Annotated in this window: 15 protein-coding genes and 1 tRNA gene; 5 read left to right on the top strand and 11 right to left on the bottom strand. The window is 66.8% G+C overall.

Going from position 1 to position 16,248, the window contains the following annotated elements; genetic code table 11:
- Positions 1-213: 213 nt before the first annotated feature.
- The 5 genes from BX604_RS08070 to gatC all read right to left on the bottom strand — a co-directional run bounded on the left by BX604_RS08070 (position 214) and on the right by gatC (position 5,345).
- Entirely contained in the window at positions 214-987 is a 774-nt protein-coding gene (locus BX604_RS08070) for an exodeoxyribonuclease III (RefSeq protein WP_098550290.1), read from the bottom strand.
- 55 nt (positions 988-1,042) lie between these two features.
- Positions 1,043-1,882, bottom strand: coding sequence for a polyphosphate kinase 2 family protein (locus tag BX604_RS08065; RefSeq protein ID WP_098550289.1), 840 nt, complete (start codon positions 1,880-1,882; stop codon positions 1,043-1,045).
- A gap of 126 nt (positions 1,883-2,008) precedes the next feature.
- Entirely contained in the window at positions 2,009-3,484 is a 1,476-nt protein-coding gene (gene gatB, locus BX604_RS08060; protein ID WP_098550288.1) for an Asp-tRNA(Asn)/Glu-tRNA(Gln) amidotransferase subunit GatB, read from the bottom strand.
- Between the two features lie 4 nt (positions 3,485-3,488).
- Complete coding sequence (gene gatA / locus BX604_RS08055) at positions 3,489-4,979, bottom strand: Asp-tRNA(Asn)/Glu-tRNA(Gln) amidotransferase subunit GatA (RefSeq protein WP_098550287.1); 1,491 nt, start codon at positions 4,977-4,979, stop codon at positions 3,489-3,491.
- 66 nt (positions 4,980-5,045) lie between these two features.
- Positions 5,046-5,345, bottom strand: coding sequence for an Asp-tRNA(Asn)/Glu-tRNA(Gln) amidotransferase subunit GatC (gene gatC, locus BX604_RS08050; RefSeq protein ID WP_098550286.1), 300 nt, complete (start codon positions 5,343-5,345; stop codon positions 5,046-5,048).
- Positions 5,346-5,711: 366 nt separating this feature from the next.
- Here gatC and BX604_RS08045 point away from each other — a divergent pair, with 366 nt between their 5' ends.
- The 5 genes from BX604_RS08045 to rodA all read left to right on the top strand — a co-directional run bounded on the left by BX604_RS08045 (position 5,712) and on the right by rodA (position 11,997).
- Positions 5,712-6,755 carry a rod shape-determining protein gene (locus tag BX604_RS08045; protein WP_004189550.1) on the top strand — a complete coding sequence of 348 codons (1,044 nt, stop codon included), beginning with the start codon at positions 5,712-5,714 and terminating at the stop codon, positions 6,753-6,755.
- A 128-nt stretch (positions 6,756-6,883) separates the two neighbouring features.
- The gene (mreC, locus tag BX604_RS08040) at positions 6,884-7,945 is read left to right on the top strand and encodes a rod shape-determining protein MreC (RefSeq protein ID WP_098550285.1); all 1,062 of its coding nucleotides are present in this window, start codon (positions 6,884-6,886) and stop codon (positions 7,943-7,945) included.
- Positions 7,942-8,454 (top strand): rod shape-determining protein MreD, encoded by a 513-nt coding sequence (mreD, locus tag BX604_RS08035; RefSeq protein WP_009687274.1) that lies wholly within the window; start codon positions 7,942-7,944, stop codon positions 8,452-8,454. Before mreC ends, mreD begins: the two co-directional genes overlap by 4 nt.
- Before the next feature lie 121 nt (positions 8,455-8,575).
- Entirely contained in the window at positions 8,576-10,837 is a 2,262-nt protein-coding gene (mrdA, locus tag BX604_RS08030) for a penicillin-binding protein 2 (protein ID WP_098550284.1), read from the top strand.
- Between the two features lie 11 nt (positions 10,838-10,848).
- A complete protein-coding gene (rodA, locus tag BX604_RS08025) occupies positions 10,849-11,997 on the top strand; it encodes a rod shape-determining protein RodA (RefSeq protein WP_098550283.1) in 1,149 nt (382 codons plus the stop codon).
- Positions 11,998-12,106: 109 nt separating this feature from the next.
- On the opposite strand, the gene BX604_RS08020 is transcribed toward rodA, so the two are convergent.
- The 6 genes from BX604_RS08020 to BX604_RS07995 form a co-directional block, all read right to left on the bottom strand.
- Positions 12,107-12,883 carry a tetratricopeptide repeat protein gene (locus BX604_RS08020; protein WP_175802534.1) on the bottom strand — a complete coding sequence of 259 codons (777 nt, stop codon included), beginning with the start codon at positions 12,881-12,883 and terminating at the stop codon, positions 12,107-12,109.
- Positions 12,880-13,665 carry an HpcH/HpaI aldolase family protein gene (locus BX604_RS08015; RefSeq protein ID WP_098550282.1) on the bottom strand — a complete coding sequence of 262 codons (786 nt, stop codon included), beginning with the start codon at positions 13,663-13,665 and terminating at the stop codon, positions 12,880-12,882. Before BX604_RS08015 ends, BX604_RS08020 begins: the two co-directional genes overlap by 4 nt.
- 226 nt (positions 13,666-13,891) lie before the next feature.
- Entirely contained in the window at positions 13,892-14,344 is a 453-nt protein-coding gene (gene queD / locus BX604_RS08010; protein WP_098550281.1) for a 6-carboxytetrahydropterin synthase QueD, read from the bottom strand.
- Positions 14,345-14,362: 18 nt separating this feature from the next.
- The gene (gene queE, locus BX604_RS08005; RefSeq protein ID WP_098550280.1) at positions 14,363-14,995 is read right to left on the bottom strand and encodes a 7-carboxy-7-deazaguanine synthase; all 633 of its coding nucleotides are present in this window, start codon (positions 14,993-14,995) and stop codon (positions 14,363-14,365) included.
- Between the two features lie 75 nt (positions 14,996-15,070).
- On the bottom strand, positions 15,071-15,805 hold the full coding sequence (queC, locus tag BX604_RS08000) for a 7-cyano-7-deazaguanine synthase QueC (RefSeq protein ID WP_098550279.1): 735 nt from the start codon (positions 15,803-15,805) through the stop codon (positions 15,071-15,073).
- Between the two features lie 352 nt (positions 15,806-16,157).
- Positions 16,158-16,233 (bottom strand) — tRNA-Phe (locus BX604_RS07995).
- Positions 16,234-16,248 lie beyond the last annotated feature (15 nt).

The raw sequence follows: 16,248 nt of genomic DNA, 5'->3' as shown, positions 1-16,248 counted from the left end.
GTACGCCAAGCGCCTGAAGTAACTTCGTGGCGCATGGGAGAAATGCCCGCCGAACGGCCACATGTGATGAAGCACCCGTGTCCGGCGAACCGAGACGACTGCAACTGGGCGAGATGCCGCCCGCGAGTCAATATGAAGTTTCCCCCGATACACCGGGGCAAGCTGCGATCGAACACATACCGCGCCGCCGCGCACGATGCACGGCGGAAAACATCACTTCTTGTAGTCGTAATCGATCGTCAGCGGCGCGTGATCGCTGAACTTGATGTCCTTGAAGATCGACGTGCTCTTGGCGGTGCCGGCCACGCCCGGCGTCGCGATCTGGTAATCGATCCGCCACCCGACGTTCTTCGCATAGGCCTGGCCGCGGTTGCTCCACCACGTGTACTGCTCGGCACGCGGATCGAGCGTGCGGAACACGTCGACGTAACCGACGTCGTCGAACAGCTGCGTGAGCCACGCGCGCTCTTCCGGCAGGCAGCCCGAGTTCTTCTGGTTGCTCTTCCAGTTCTTGATGTCGATCTCCTTGTGGACGATGTTCACGTCGCCGCACAGGATCACCTCGCGCTTTTTCTTCAGCTCGGCCAGGTGCGGCATGAACTCGTCCATGAAGCGGTACTTCGCCTGCTGGCGCTCTTCGCCGCTCGAGCCGGACGGCACGTACACCGACACGACCGACAGCTTGCCGTAGCGCGCCTCGACGTAACGCCCCTCGGCATCGAATTCGCTGCTGCCGAAGCCGATGATCACGTCATCGGGCTCGTGGCGACTGTACACGCCCGCGCCGCTGTAGCCCTTCTTCTCGGCGTGGTGGAAATAGCTCTTGAAGCCGTGCGGCTCGACGAATTCGGCCGGCAGGTCGTCGGCCGACACCTTGATTTCCTGCACGCACACGCAGTCGGCGTTCTGCTCGCCGAGCCATTCGAAGAAGCCCTTCTTCGCGGCGGAGCGGATGCCGTTCAGGTTGGCGGTAATCACTCGCATCATGTCGGGTTCCGTTGTTCAGTTCAGTTCAGTTCGATGTGTTTGACGGGATCGCAGCCTAGCGGATCTTCACACCGTCGAGCTCCGGCTTCGGCGGCGGGAATTCGAGCTTCATGTCGGTCATCGTGCGCAGCAGCAGCTCGGCGATCATCACGTTGCGGTGTGTCTTCGAGTTCGCCGGAATCACGTACCACGGCGCATGCTCGGCCGACGTCGCGGCGAGCGCGTCGCGGTATGCCGACTGGTATGCATCCCAGTGCTTGCGCGCGTCGAGATCGGAGATGTCGAATTTCCAGTGCTTGGTCGGATCGTCGATGCGCGCCTGCAGCCGCTCGCGTTGCTCGTCCTTCGAGATGTGCAGGAAGCACTTGACGATCGTCGTGCCGTTCTCGGCCAGCATCGTCTCGAAATCGCGAATCTGCCGGTAGCGGCGCTCGCATTCCTTGTCGTCGATGAGATCGAGCACGCGCGGCACGAGCACGTCTTCGTAGTGGCTGCGGTTGAAGATCGCGAGTTCGCCCGCGGCCGGCACCTGCGCATGCACGCGCCACAGGAAGTCGTGCGCGGCCTCGATCGGCGTGGGCGCCTTGAACGGCACGATGCGCAGGCCGAGCGGATCGACGTCGCGGAACACCGCGCGCACGGTGCCGTCCTTGCCGCTGGTGTCCATCCCCTGCAGCACGAGCAGCACGCGCTTCTTCTGTTGCGTGTGCAAGCGCTCCTGCTGCACGTCGAGCGCCGTCGACACGGCGGTGAGCCGTTCGCGGTCGGCGTCCTTCGAACCCGACGAGAACGGCTTCGCGCCCGGATCGAACCCATCGAGCTTGAATGCGGCAGCTTCCTTCTCGCGCGTGCTGTACGGCACGCGGAAATCGTCGAGCGATGGTTGTTTCGCCATTCGTTCCTCCGTTGGACGGTGTGGTGCACACGTGCACACGATAACGCATGCACCAAAGCGACGGGCCGCCCCGAACAGGTTCGGCGGCGGCCCGTCGTCAGGCGCGGTTCAGGCGCACGGCCATGTTCAGCCGAGCTTCTTCTTCAGCAGCTCGTTGACCTGCTGCGGATTGGCCTTGCCCTTCGTCGCCTTCATGGCCTGGCCGATCAGCGCGTTGAACGCCTTTTCCTTGCCCGCGCGGAATTCCTCGACCGACTTCGCATTCGCCGCGAGCACCTCGTCGATGATCGCTTCCAGCGCGCCGGTGTCGGAGATCTGCTTCAGCCCCTTCGCGTCGATGATGCGGTCGGCCGCACCTTCGTCGTCCGCCTTCTCGTCCCAGATCGTCGCGAAGATTTCCTTCGCGATCTTGTTCGAGATCGTGCCGTCGGCGATGCGCTGCAGCACCAGCGCGAGCTGGGCGGCCGACACCGGAATCGCGTCGATCTCGATGCCGTCGCGGTTCAGTTGCGACGACACGTCGCCCATCAGCCAGTTCGCGGCGATCTTCGCGTTCGCGGCGCCGGCCTTCGCGACCACCGCCTCGAAGTACGCGGCCATCGCCTTGCTCGACGTCAGCACGCCCGCGTCGTACGCGGACACGCCATATTGCTCGACGAAGCGCTGCTGCATCGCGGCCGGCAGCTCGGGCATCCCGGCCTGCACGCGCTCGACCCAGTCCTGGCCGATCACGAGCGGCATCAGGTCGGGATCGGGGAAGTAGCGGTAGTCGTGCGCGTCTTCCTTGCTGCGCATCGAACGCGTCTCGCGCTTGTCCGGATCGTAAAGGCGCGTTTCCTGCACGACTTCGCCGCCGTCCTCGATCAGCTCGATCTGGCGACGGACTTCGTAGTTGATCGCTTCCTCGAGGAACCGGAACGAGTTCAGGTTCTTGATCTCGGCACGCGTGCCGAACTTCTCCTGGCCGACCGGGCGCACCGACACGTTCGCGTCGCAACGGAACGAGCCTTCCTGCATGTTGCCGTCGCAGATGCCGAGCCACACGACGAGCGCATGCAGCGCCTTCGCATAGGCCACGGCCTCGGCCGCGCTGCGCATTTCCGGCTCGGTGACGATCTCGAGCAGCGGCGTGCCCGCGCGGTTCAGGTCGATCCCCGTCATCCCGGCGAAGTCTTCATGCAGCGACTTGCCCGCATCTTCCTCGAGGTGCGCGCGGGTGAGGTTGACGGTCTTCTCGTACGCGTCCTTGCCGGCCTTTTCGCTGGCGGGCACCTGGATCGTGATCTGACCGCCCTGCACGACCGGAATCTCGTACTGGCTGATCTGATAGCCCTTCGGCAGATCGGGGTAGAAATAATTCTTGCGCGCGAAGATGCTGCGCGGCGCGATGGTCGAGCCGATCGCGAGACCGAAGCGGATCGCGCGCTCGACCGCGCCGCGGTTCAGCACCGGCAGCACGCCCGGCAGCGCCAGATCGACCGGGCAGGCCTGCGTGTTCGGCTCCGCGCCGAACTGCGTCGATGCGCCGGAGAAAATCTTCGAGACGGTCGACAGTTGCGCGTGCGTCTCGAGACCGATAACGACTTCCCACTGAGTAGCCATGTGCTTACACCCCTGCCGGAACTTGCTTGTGCCAGTCGGTCGCGCGCTGGAACGCGTCGGCGACCTGCAGCATCCGGGCTTCGTTGAAATAGTTGCCGATGATCTGCAGACCGACCGGGCGCTGCGCGTTCGCGCCGGCGCCGAAGCCGCACGGCACGCTCATGCCGGGCAGGCCCGCGAGACTCACCGACAGCGTGTAGATATCCGCGAGATACATCTGCACCGGGTCGTCGCCCTTCGCGCCGAGATCCCATGCGACCGTCGGCGACGCCGGGCCCATGATCACGTCACAGGACTTGAACGCTTCCTGGAAATCGTTCGCGATGATGCGGCGGATCTTCTGCGCCTGCAGGTAGTACGCGTCGTAGTAGCCGTGCGACAGCACGTAGGCGCCGACGAGAATCCGGCGCTTCACTTCGGGCCCGAAGCCTTCGGCGCGCGACTTCTTGTACATGTCGAGCAGGTCGCCGTACTGTGCGGCGCGATGGCCGAAGCGCACGCCGTCGAAGCGCGACAGGTTCGACGAGGCTTCCGCCGGTGCGATCACGTAGTACACGGGGATCGACAGCTCCGTCTTCGGCAGCGACACGGGCACGAGCGTCGCGCCGAGCGCTTCATATTGCTTGAGCGCCGCGTCGATCGCTGCGCGCACGTCGTCGGCCAGGCCGTCGCCGAAATACTCGTTCGGCAGGCCGATGCGCAGGCCCGCGAGCGGCTTGCCCGCGTCGTTGCCGGCCGCCCACGGCTGGCCGAGGTGGCGCGTGAAATCCTCGTCGTCGCGCTCGAGGCTCGTCGAGTCGCGCTCGTCGAAGCCGGCCATCCCGTTCAGCAGCAGCGCGCAGTCCGACGCGCTCTGCGCCATCGGGCCGCCCTGGTCGAGCGACGACGCAAACGCGATCATCCCGTAGCGCGACACGCGGCCGTAGGTCGGCTTGATGCCCGTCACGCCCGCGAACGACGCGGGCTGGCGGATCGAGCCGCCGGTGTCGGTGCCGGTCGCGGCCGGCGCGAGACGTGCGGCGACGGCGGCCGAGCTGCCGCCCGAGCTGCCACCCGGCACCGCGCGGGTGTCCCACGGGTTCTTCACCGCGCCGAACGCCGAGTTCTCGTTGGACGAGCCCATCGCGAACTCGTCCATGTTGGTCTTGCCGAGCGTGACCATGCCAGCCGCCTGCAGGCGGGCGACGACGGTCGCGTCGAACGGGCTCTCGTAGTTCGCGAGCATCTTCGAGCCGGCGGTCGAGCGCCAGCCGCGCGTGACGAACACGTCCTTGTGCGCGATCGGCAGGCCGGTCAGCGCGCCGCCCGCGCCGCGCGCGAGTTCGGCGTCGGCGGCCTTCGCCTGTGCGAGGGTCAGATCGGCGTCGACATGGACGAACGCGTTCAGGTCGCGAGCCGCGTCGATCCGTTTCAGGTAGAGCTGCGCGAGCTCGACGGCCGAGCATTCCTTGGCGGCGAGCGCGGCGCGCAGTTCGGTCAGGCTTTTTGCGTGCATTGAGTGGTTTTCCTGGGAATTCTGGGTCGCGTGCGGCGCTGGGCCGGCGCGCTTGTCAGCGAATGCTTACTCGATCACCTTCGGCACGAGATAGAGGCCGTCCTGGACGGCCGGCGCCGGACGCTGGTTGTCGTCGCGATTGACGACTTCCGTCACGGCGTCGTCGCGCAGGCGTTGCGCGACTTCCTGGATCTGTTCGATCGGGTGGGCGAGCGGCGCGATGCCGGCGGTGTCGACCGCCTGCATCCGCTCGACGAGGCCGAAGAACTCGTTGAGCTGGACGAGCGTATGCTCGGCGTCGGCGTCGGCCATTTCGAGTCGCGCCAGGTGCGCGATGCGTTTCACATCGGTCAGGGTCAGGGCCATGCGATCACCGGAAAAACAAGACTGCGCAGCGCATCAAAAACAGCACTGCGGCGGGGGGTTGGAGGGTGCGATCCCACCCTCAAAAATCGGGGCCGAAGCGGCAAAAATACCAACCGTTTCGATTCAAATACCGTGAAATTATAAGGTATCATTACGCGTTCGACCCAAACCCGGCAGCCTTTTCCCGCACCGTTTCGCCCCGCTTCGGCAAGTCGTGCGTGCTTCGTGCGCCACCGGTAGACATCACTCGCAGCTTCGTGCGCCGCGGCGGCCGCTTCCGCCACGCTTCCCGAGGCTGTTATTTTTTCCGCTGCCGCCCTCAGCGCTCGCTATGCAGGGCCGGCCCAGAGCGAAACAGGATTCTGAATGTTCGGTTTTTTGCGCAGCTACTTCTCCAACGATCTCGCGATCGACCTCGGCACCGCAAACACCCTGATCTACATGCGCGGCAAGGGCATCGTCCTCGATGAGCCGTCCGTCGTGTCGATCCGCCAGGAAGGCGGCCCCAACGGCAAGAAGACGATCCAGGCGGTCGGCAAGGAAGCCAAGCAGATGCTCGGCAAGGTGCCGGGCAACATCGAGGCGATCCGCCCGATGAAGGACGGCGTGATCGCCGACTTCACCGTCACCGAGCAGATGATCAAGCAGTTCATCAAGACGGCGCACGAATCGCGCATGTTCTCGCCGTCGCCGCGCATCATCATCTGCGTGCCGTGCGGCTCGACCCAGGTCGAGCGCCGCGCGATCAAGGAAGCCGCGCACGGCGCCGGCGCCTCGCAGGTCTACCTGATCGAGGAGCCGATGGCGGCCGCGATCGGCGCGGGCCTGCCGGTGTCGGAAGCCACCGGCTCGATGGTCGTCGACATCGGCGGCGGCACGACCGAAGTCGGCGTGATCTCGCTCGGCGGCATCGTGTACAAGGGCTCGGTGCGCGTCGGCGGCGACAAGTTCGACGAAGCGATCGTCAACTACATCCGCCGCAACTACGGGATGCTGATCGGCGAACAAACCGCCGAAGCGATCAAGAAGGAAATCGGCTCCGCGTTCCCGGGCTCCGAAGTCAAGGAAATGGAAGTGAAGGGCCGCAACCTGTCGGAAGGCATTCCGCGCAGCTTCACGATCTCCAGCAACGAAATTCTCGAAGCACTGACCGACCCGCTGAACCAGATCGTGTCGTCGGTGAAGATCGCCCTCGAGCAGACGCCGCCGGAACTCGGCGCCGACATCGCCGAGCGCGGGATGATGCTGACGGGTGGCGGCGCACTACTGCGCGACCTCGATCGCCTGCTCGCGGAAGAAACCGGCCTGCCGGTGCTCGTCGCCGAAGACCCGCTCACGTGCGTCGTGCGCGGCTCGGGCATGGCGCTCGAGCGCATGGACAAGCTGGGCAGCATCTTCTCGTACGAGTGATCGCCTAAGCAGTCCCGTTTGATATGACGCACCCGCGGCGTGGCCGGATCGCTCGTTCAGAACGAACCGCCACGCCGTTTGCGCGTCTGAGCATTATTTAACCGATCGCCACGCGCCCGGCGCCGACCATGGAATACAGTCCGCCGCCCCTCTTCAAGCAAGGTCCGCCCGCGCTCGCGCGGCTCATCTTCTTCGTCGCCCTCGCCATCGCGCTCCTCGTGTCGGACGCGCGCTTCAGCACGCTCGAAATCGTCCGCGGCGTGCTGGGCACCGTGCTGTACCCGCTGCAGCGCGCGGCGCTCGTGCCGCGCGACCTGTTCATGGGCGCGGCCGACATCGCGGTCACGGGCGCATCCCTGCGCCACGAGAACGACGCGCTGCGCAAGCGCAACCTGCAGTTGTCGACGCAGGCCAACCAGGCCGCCGTGCTCGCGCAGGAGAACGAGCACCTGCGCGCGGTGCTCGAGCTGCGCCAGCACATCGCGACGCAATCGACGCCGGTCGAGATCCAGTACGACACCAGCGACCCGTTCACGCAGAAGATCGTGATCGGACAGGGCTCCCAACAGGGCATCCAGGACGGCTCGCCGGTCGTCAGCGAGGACGGCGTGATCGGCCAGATCACCCGCGTGTTCCCGCTGCAGGCCGAAGTCACGCTGATCACCGACCGCGATCTCGCGATTCCCGTGCAGGTGCTGCGCACCGGCCTGCGCAGCGTGATCTACGGCACGCCGAAGGGCGACTCGCTCGACCTGCGCTTCGTGCCGACCAGCGCCGACCTCCTCGTGGGCGACGAACTCGTCACGAGCGGCCTCGACGGCGTCTACCCGCCGGGCCTGCCGGTCGCGAAGGTCGTGCGCGTCGACAAGCTCGCCGATACCGCATTCGCCCGCGTGACCTGCGCGCCGATCGCCGCCGTGCGCGGTGCGCGCCAGATGCTCGTGCTGCATTACCAGAACGACGTCCCGCCGCGCCCGGTCGATCCCGATCCAGCCGCCGACAAGAACGCGAAGGGCGCCAAGAAGGGCGCGAAGTCCGCCGCGAAGAACGAGAAGGCCGACGCAAACGCGAAGCCGGCCGCCGCGGCCGCGCCCGGTGCGAAACCCGCGGCGGCTGCGCCTGCCGCTCCGGCCAAGCCCGCCGCCGCGCCCGCGAAGCCCGCGGCCGGGCACTCAGGAGCCCAGCGATGAACCGCCCGCAATACATCCTGCAGCCGGTCAACCCGTACTTCATCGTCTTCAGCCTCGCCGCCGCGTTCCTGCTGAACCTGATGCCGTGGGGCCGCCTGCCCGGCGTGCCCGATTTCGTCGCGCTCGTGCTGCTGTTCTGGAACATTCACCAGCCGCGCAAGGTCGGCATGGGTGTCGCGTTCGCGCTCGGCATCCTCATGGACGTGCATGACGCGGGGCTGCTCGGCGAGCATGCGCTCGCCTATACGCTGCTGTCGTACGGCGCGATCACGATCCACCGGCGCGTGCTGTGGATGCCGATCGGCGTGCAGGTGCTGTACGTGACGCCGTTGCTCGTGGTCGCGCAGCTCGTACCGTTCGTGATCCGCCTCGTGATGGGTGCCGCGTTCCCCGGCTGGCGCTACCTGGTGGACGGCTTCGTCGAGGCCGCGCTGTGGCCGATCGCAAGCCATCTGCTGCTGATGCCGCAACGCCGCCCGGTCGATCCGGACGATACGCGCCCCATCTGAGCCGCGCCGCCGAGACCGACCTTGAATACCCGCCGCCCCCCAGCCTGCCGCGCGCCGTGCGCCGGGGCCGCCCCTCGCCCGCGCCCGCTCGCCGCGCACGGGCCAGATCGAACGTAACCGCATGACCGAATTCAACGACACCCAGCAACAGCTCTCGAGGTTCCGCCTGCGCGTCGCGGCGGCGGGCGTGTTCGTGTTCGTCTGCTTCGGGCTGCTCGCGAGCCGTTTCTTCTACCTGCAGCTGTTCCAGCACGGCAAATACGCGCTGCAGGCCGAGGAAAACCGCATCTCGGTCGCGCCGATCGTGCCGAACCGCGGGATCATCACCGACCGCAATGGCGTGATCCTCGCGAAAAACTATTCGGCGTATACGCTCGAAATCACGCCGTCGAAGCTCGACGACACGCTCGATAACACAATCGACAAACTGTCCGAGATCATCCCGATCGACGCGCGCGACCGCCGTCGCTTCAAGAAGCTGCAGGAAGACTCGAAGAACTTCGAGAGCCTGCCGATCCGCACGCGCCTGACCGACGCGGAAGTCGCGCGCTTCACCGCGCAGCGCTTCCGCTTCCCCGGCGTCGACGTGCGCGCGCGGCTGTTCCGCCAATACCCGCTCGGCATGACGGCCGCGCACGTGATCGGCTACATCGGCCGGATCTCGAAGCGCGATCAGGATCGCATCGACGCGATGAGCGACGACAACGACAGCGATCAGGAAAATTACGATCCGCGTCGCGACGCGAACAACTACAAGGGCACCGACTACATCGGCAAGATCGGTGTCGAACAGAGCTACGAGACCGAGCTGCATGGCCTGACGGGCTTCGAGGAAGTCGAGGTGACGGCCGGCGGCCGGCCGGTGCGCACGCTGTCGCGCACGCAGGCGACGCCCGGCAACAACCTCGTGCTGTCGCTCGACATCGGGCTGCAGCAGGTCGCCGAACAGGCGTTCGCCGGCAAGCGCGGCGCGCTCGTCGCGATCGAACCGGCCACGGGCGACGTGCTCGCGTTCGTGTCGTCGCCGAGCTTCGACCCGAACTCGTTCGTCGACGGCATCGACCAGCAGACCTGGGACGAGTTGAACAACTCGCCCGACAAGCCGCTCCTGAACCGCCCGCTGCACGGCACCTACCCGCCCGGCTCGACCTACAAGCCGTTCATGGCGCTGGCCGGCCTGACGCTCGGCAAGCGCACGCCGGGCTGGGGTTTCCAGGATCCCGGCTACTTCACGTTCGGCGGCCACACGTTCCGCAACGACGTGCGCTCGGGCCAGGGCTGGGTCGACATGAACAAGGCGATCATGGTGTCGAACGACACCTACTTCTACATGCTCGCGCGCGACCTCGGCGTGAACGCCATCGCGAACTTCATGAAGCCGTTCGGCTTCGGCCAGATCACCGGGATCGACATCCAGGGCGAGGCGCGCGGGATCCTGCCGTCGACCGACTGGAAGAAGAAGGCGTTCAAGAAGCCCGCACAGCAGAAGTGGTTCGACGGCGAAACGATCAGCCTCGGGATCGGCCAGGGCTACAACTCGTTCACGATCCTGCAGCTCGCGCATGCGACCGCGACGCTCGCGAACAACGGGATCGTGATGAAGCCGCACCTCGTGAAGGAGATCGAGGATCCGATCACGCGCGCGCGTCGCATGACCGTGCCGAAGGAAAGCGAAGTGATCCCGCTCAAGCAGTCCGACATCGACGTCGTGAAGCGCGGGATGGAGAACGTGGTCGAAAACCCGTCGGGCACCGCGTACAAGGTGTTCCGCGGCGCGCAGTACCTGGCGGCCGGCAAGACCGGTACCGCGCAGGTGTTCTCGCTGCAGGGCGCGAACTACAAGGGCCACCTGCTCGCCGAACACCTGCGCGACCACGCGCTGTTCATCGCGTATGCACCGGTCGACCATCCGAAGATCGCCGTGGCGCTGGTCGTCGAGAACGGCGGCTGGGGTGCGCAGGCCGCGGGCCCGATCGCACGCCGCGTGCTCGACTTCTACCTCGTCGACCGCCAGAACCCGCAGAACGAGTCGGCCGCCGTGGCCGCCGCCGCCTCGGCGACCGAGCCGGTGAACGCGCCGGTGATCGGCGACGCATCGAAGCCCGCCGTCGTCGCGGCCGGCTTCACCGCGCTGCCGCAGCCGGTCCCGCCGAACTCGGCCAGCTCGGCGGACGCCGCATCGGCGCCCGGCGCGGCGAGCGCCGCGCAGCCGGCCGACGCCAGCGCCGCCGCGCCGATGGCCGCGAGCCTGCCGCCGATCCGGCGCCCGCATCGGCCGCACCGGCCCGCCAGCGACGCGCAGCCGGCTGCCACCGCGCCGCGCGACGACAACTACCGTGCGACGGCTACCGCGAAAGCGGCGACCGCCGGCACCGCTCATTAACGGAGAAAGGCATGCAATTCGACAAGCGCGCCTGGCTCGACAAGATCAAGCAGATGTTCGCGGGCTTCGACCGCCCGCTCGCCCTCATCGTGTTCCTGCTGCTGTGCGTGGGCATCGTCACGCTGTACAGCGCGGCGATCGACATGCCGGGCCGCGTCGAGGACCAGCTGCGCAACATCATGCTGACGTTCGTGCTGATGTGGGTGATCGCCAACATCCCGCCCACGACGCTGATGCGCTTCGCGGTCCCGCTCTATACGTTCGGGGTCGCGCTACTGATCGCCGTCGCGCTGTTCGGGATGACCAAGAAGGGCGCGAAGCGCTGGCTGAACGTCGGCGTCGTGATCCAGCCGTCCGAAATCCTCAAGATCGCGACCCCGCTGATGCTCGCGTGGTACTACCAACGCCGAGAAGGCGGGGTGCGCTGGTACGACTTCGTCGTCGCGTTCGGGATCCTGCTGGTGCCGGTCGCCCTGATCGCGAAACAGCCCGACCTCGGCACGGGCCTGCTCGTGTTCGCGGCCGGCTTCTTCGTGATCTATCTGGCGGGCCTGTCGTTCAAGCTGATCGTGCCGGTGCTGATCGCGGGCGTGATCGCGGTCGGCTCGATCGCCGTGTTCGAGCAGCGCATCTGCCAGCCCGACGTGCAGTGGCCGCTGATGCACGACTACCAGAAGCACCGCGTGTGCACGCTGCTCGACCCGACCTCCGACCCGCTCGGCAAGGGCTTCCACACGATCCAGGCCGTGATCGCAATCGGCTCGGGCGGTGTGCTCGGCAAGGGCTACCTGAAGGGCACGCAGGCGCACCTCGAGTTCATTCCGGAGAAGCACACCGACTTCATCTTCGCGGTGTTTTCGGAAGAATGGGGACTCGCCGGCGGCCTCGTACTGCTCACGTTGTACATGGCATTGATCGCGCGCGGACTCTATATCGCCGCGCAGGGCGCGACGCTGTTCGGCCGCTTGCTCGCGGGTTCGCTCACGCTCGCGTTCTTCGTCTATGCGTTCGTCAATATCGGGATGGTGAGCGGCGTGCTGCCCGTCGTCGGCGTGCCGTTGCCGTTCATGAGCTACGGCGGCACCGCGCTCACGACGCTCGGCATCGCGATCGGGATGATCATGAGCGTCGGACGACAACGGCGGCTGATGAAGACCTGACGACGCGGCGCGGCACCCGGCCGCCTGCTGTCGCAGCAATGAAAAAACGGCGCCCCGAGCGCCGTTTTTCGTTGGGCAGATCGAAACCGAACGCGCTCACGGCGCGCGCTCATTGCGGCGGCGCGCGCGGGCTCTCGTGGTCCGCGGCGGCGCCCGATGCCGGTCCCGGCGTCTTCAGCCGCGCGCTCAGCTCCCTGAATTTCAGCTCGGCCGTCTCGTCGCCCTGCGCGGCCGCCGCCGCGTAATACGCGCGCGCGATGTTCAGGTTCTGCGTGACGCCGTCGCCGCCGCGCTCGTAGAACGACGCAGTCACGTACTGCGCGGTCGGCTCGCCGGCATCCGCCGCGAGCTTGTACCACGCGAACGCCTGCCGGTTGTCGCGCGGCGTGCCGCGCCCGTCGAGGAACTGGTTCGCGAGCGACAGCTCGGCCTGCACATGCCCCTGCTTCGCCGCCCGCAGGAACCAGCGGTGCGCTTCGACCGGATTGCGCGCGACGAACTCGCCGTCGTCGAACATCCGCCCGTACACGTACTGCGCGTGCGACATGTTCGCGTCGGCCGCGCGCTTGAGCCAGCGCAGCCCTTCCTCGACGTTCGCGGTCACGCCGACGCCGGTGATCAGCATCATCGCGTAATTGAACTGCGCGAGCCGGTCGCCACGCTCCGCCGCGTCGTGGAATTGCACCAGCGCCGCGCGATAGTCGCCGGCGTTGTAGTCAGCGACGGCCGATTGCGTCTCGTGCGCCGGATCCGGCTGCGCGCGCGGCGCATTCTGCGCGGCCGCGGCGATGCACACGGCCCACAGCCCGAGCAGCATGCCGATCCGCCCGTGCGCAGCGATCGCACCGGCCGCACGCCGGCCGCCTGCGCCATCGCCGGCATTCACGATCGCACCTCCTGCAGCGCCTGCCGCGTCGCGCGCAGCAGCCACGTCACGTCGGCCGACAGCGTGATCATCCGGTAGCCGGCCTCGCGGTACTGGCGCGCGCTCGCCGTATCGCCCGCGAAGATGCCGACCGCGACGCCGGCCTGCTTGCCGGCCGCGAGCACCCGCGCCATCGCGGTTTCGACGTCCGGATGGCGGCTGTCGCCGAGATGCCCGAGGCTCGCCGCGAGATCGGCCGGCCCGATGAACAGGCAGTCGACGCCGGGCGTCGCGGCGATCCGCTCGACTTCGTCGACGCCGCGTGCCGATTCGATCTGTGCGATCACCGCAACCTGCGCGTTCGCCGTCTGCAGGTAATCGCGGCGCATCCCGAATGCCGCCGCGCGCACCATCCCGGCAACGCCGCGCAGCCCGTTCGGGGAATCGGGCGACGGGAAACGGGTGAGCCGCACCGCATGCGCGGCGTCGTCGGGCGTTTCGATACAAGGAAACATCAGCGTGCGCGCGCCGGCGTCGAGCGCGCGCTTCACGAGCCACGGCTCGCGCCCCGGCACGCGCACGACGGGCTCGCTCGGCAGATGCGCGGCGGCCAGCGCACGCAGTTGCGATGCGACGTCGCGACTGTCGTTCGGCGCATGCTCCATGTCGATGCAGAGCCAGTCGTAGCCGGCGTGCGCGAGCGCTTCCGCGGCCGAGTCGCAGCCAAGCGACAGCCACAGGCCGTACAGCGGCTCGTCGCCGTCATGCAGACGTTGCTTGAGGGAATTGGTGAGCGTGCTCATCGATACGGCCTCCTGGCGGACAGGCAATCGAACGAAACAGGCAACAAGGAAGACAGCCGGGCGGCAGTGCCCGATCGCGGCGCGCGACGGACGGGCGCCACGCAACGATCATAGCGCGCCGTCGGGCCGAATGTGGGAAGACGCGTGAAGCGGGCCCGATCGGGCGCCGCCTCGCGGGCAACCGCCGACCGGCCGCCGCACGAATGCGCGGGCCGGCGCTGCGGGATCAGCGAGCCGGTTCGCGCTCGACGTCGGCCCAGCAGTTCGGCGTTTCGTACAGGCGCACGCGCTCCAGGCGCAGGTTCACGCCGTAGTGCGCGTCGTACACGTTCGCGAGGATGTCGAACGCGATCGCCGCGAGGTTCTCGACGGTCGGGATCCGGTCGATCACGACGGTCTTGTGGTCGGCCATCTGCTCGAGGAACGAGCGCACGACTTCGTCGCGCGCGTAGACCAGGAACGCGTGGTCCCACTTGTTGACGAGGTGCTCGACCGCGAGCGCCTTCACGTCGGCGAAATCCATCACCATGCCGCGGTCGGGCGCCCCCTCGGTATCGACGAGATCGCCGCGCAGCGTGACTTCGAGCACGTAGCGATGGCCGTGCAGGTTCCTGCACTGGCTGCGGTGATCGGGAATGCGGTGGCCCGCGTCGAATTCGAGTTTTCGGGTAATCAGCACGATGTCAAAAGCCGTGGCTCAGGGAATGTTCAGATATTTGTGGGTCTGCATCGACAGCCGCCACTGCGGATGCCGCTTGCACCAGTCGATCGCAAGCTTCGTGTTGATGTCGCGCGACGGACCGTCCATCGGCTGCACCAGAAAATACTCGAAATCGAGCTTCGCGTAGTCGGCGAGCCGCTGGTTGTCCTGCGGAATCACGACCTTCAGTTCGTTGCCCTTCGTGACGACGAGCGTCGCGTCGGCCTTCGGGCTCACGCAGATCCAGTCGATCGTCTCGAGCACCGGCAGCGAGCCGTTGGTCTCGATCGCGATCTCGAAGCCGGCCGCATGCAGCGCGTCGACGAGCGGCTGGTCGAGCTGCAGCATCGGCTCACCGCCGGTGCAGACGACGAAGCGATGCGCTTCGCCGTCCGGCCACAGGCCGGCGATCGTCGCGACGAGCGCTTCGGCATCCTTGAATTTGCCGCCGTTCTCGCCGTCCGTGCCGACGAAGTCGGTATCGCAGAAGCGGCACACGGCGTCCGCACGATCTTCTTCGCGGCCCGACCACAGATTGCAGCCGGCGAACCGGCAGAACACGGCCGGACGGCCGGCGTTCGCGCCCTCGCCCTGCAACGTGTAGAAAATTTCCTTGACCGCGTAAGTCATCGTGCTTCGTCCGGCTCGCGCCGCTCGTTGTCGATCAGAATCGGTTATCCATGAAGCGCTGCCGGCGCATGTGCGTCACAGCGGCGCTTCGGTCACCCGCTCGCCCTTCAGGTAAGCCTCGTAGCCGCGCTTGCGCAGCTTGCAGGCCGGGCATGCGCCGCAGCCGAAGCCCCAGTCGTGCAGTTCCGCGCGCTCGCCCACGTAGCACGTGTGCGTCTCGACGCGGATCAGCTCGACGAGCGCCTCGCCGCCGAGCTGCTCGGCGAGCTGCCAGGTCTGCGCCTTGTCGAGCCACATCAGCGGCGTCTCGAGCACGACGCGCGTGTCCATCCCGAGGTTCAGCGCGACCTGCAGCGCCTTCATCGTGTCGTCGCGGCAGTCCGGGTAGCCCGAGAAATCGGTCTCGCACATCCCGCCGACCAGCACGCGCAACCCGCGGCGATAGGCGATCGCCGCGGCGATCGTCATGAACAGCAGGTTGCGGCCCGGCACGAACGTGTTCGGCAAGCCGTTCGCCGTGGTCTCGATCTCGATCGTGCGCGTCATCGCGGTATCGCTGATCGCGCCGAGCACCGACAGGTCGATCATGTGATCGTCGCCGAGCCGGTCCGACCATGCGGGGAACTGACGCTTCAGCGCTTCGCGCATGCCTTCGCGACATTCGAGTTCGACGCGATGGCGCTGGCCGTAATCGAAGCCGAGCGTCTCGACCGTCTGGTAGCGTTCCAGGGCCCAGGCCACACACGTGGCCGAGTCCTGCCCGCCGGAAAACAACACGAGCGCGCCGTCTTTAGCGTCTGTCCGAATCACCGTGATACTCCGTGAATGTGTAGGCTCGCGTCGCGCTGCGCCCCAGGGGCCGGCTGCCGCCGGGCGGCCCGACGCGTGCCGGCCTGCGCCGGCTCGACCAGTATAGGCAGCGCGGTCGGCCGCGAACGCGGCGGAGCGCTTATACCGCCCATCGCGCGGCATCGTTGCCGCGCGTCACGGCAGCGCCTGCGGGCAGCCATGCCGTGCGCATGAAGCGATGCGCTAAGTCATTGAGCGGGCACGGATTTTATCACGCCCCCGAAAATGCTGCCGGGCATGCCTCCGACAACACGCAATACCCACCACAAACGAAAAACCCCAAGAACCTTCCGATTCTTGGGGTTGGAACTGCTGGTGGCCTGGGACGGAATCGAACCATCGACACGCGGATTTTCAATCCGCTGCTCTACCAACTGAGCTACCGGGCCAACGAAGAAGAGAAA

This window comes from Burkholderia sp. JKS000303 (assembly GCF_002563755.1).
GTDB classification, from domain to species: domain Bacteria; phylum Pseudomonadota; class Gammaproteobacteria; order Burkholderiales; family Burkholderiaceae; genus Burkholderia; species Burkholderia anthina_B.
The sequence above is the reverse complement of the archived record's forward strand: the minus strand, read 5'-3'. Positions and strand labels throughout refer to the sequence as shown.

Coding starts and splice junctions, on each gene's coding strand:
- BX604_RS08070 (WP_098550290.1), bottom strand. CDS start 987: ATGATGCGAGTGATTACCGCCAACCTGAACGGCATCCGCTCCGCCGCG.
- BX604_RS08065 (WP_098550289.1), bottom strand. CDS start 1,882: ATGGCGAAACAACCATCGCTCGACGATTTCCGCGTGCCGTACAGCACG.
- gatB (WP_098550288.1), bottom strand. CDS start 3,484: ATGGCTACTCAGTGGGAAGTCGTTATCGGTCTCGAGACGCACGCGCAA.
- gatA (WP_098550287.1), bottom strand. CDS start 4,979: ATGCACGCAAAAAGCCTGACCGAACTGCGCGCCGCGCTCGCCGCCAAG.
- gatC (WP_098550286.1), bottom strand. CDS start 5,345: ATGGCCCTGACCCTGACCGATGTGAAACGCATCGCGCACCTGGCGCGA.
- BX604_RS08045 (WP_004189550.1), top strand. CDS start 5,712: ATGTTCGGTTTTTTGCGCAGCTACTTCTCCAACGATCTCGCGATCGAC.
- mreC (WP_098550285.1), top strand. CDS start 6,884: ATGGAATACAGTCCGCCGCCCCTCTTCAAGCAAGGTCCGCCCGCGCTC.
- mreD (WP_009687274.1), top strand. CDS start 7,942: ATGAACCGCCCGCAATACATCCTGCAGCCGGTCAACCCGTACTTCATC.
- mrdA (WP_098550284.1), top strand. CDS start 8,576: ATGACCGAATTCAACGACACCCAGCAACAGCTCTCGAGGTTCCGCCTG.
- rodA (WP_098550283.1), top strand. CDS start 10,849: ATGCAATTCGACAAGCGCGCCTGGCTCGACAAGATCAAGCAGATGTTC.
- BX604_RS08015 (WP_098550282.1), bottom strand. CDS start 13,665: ATGAGCACGCTCACCAATTCCCTCAAGCAACGTCTGCATGACGGCGAC.
- queE (WP_098550280.1), bottom strand. CDS start 14,995: ATGACTTACGCGGTCAAGGAAATTTTCTACACGTTGCAGGGCGAGGGC.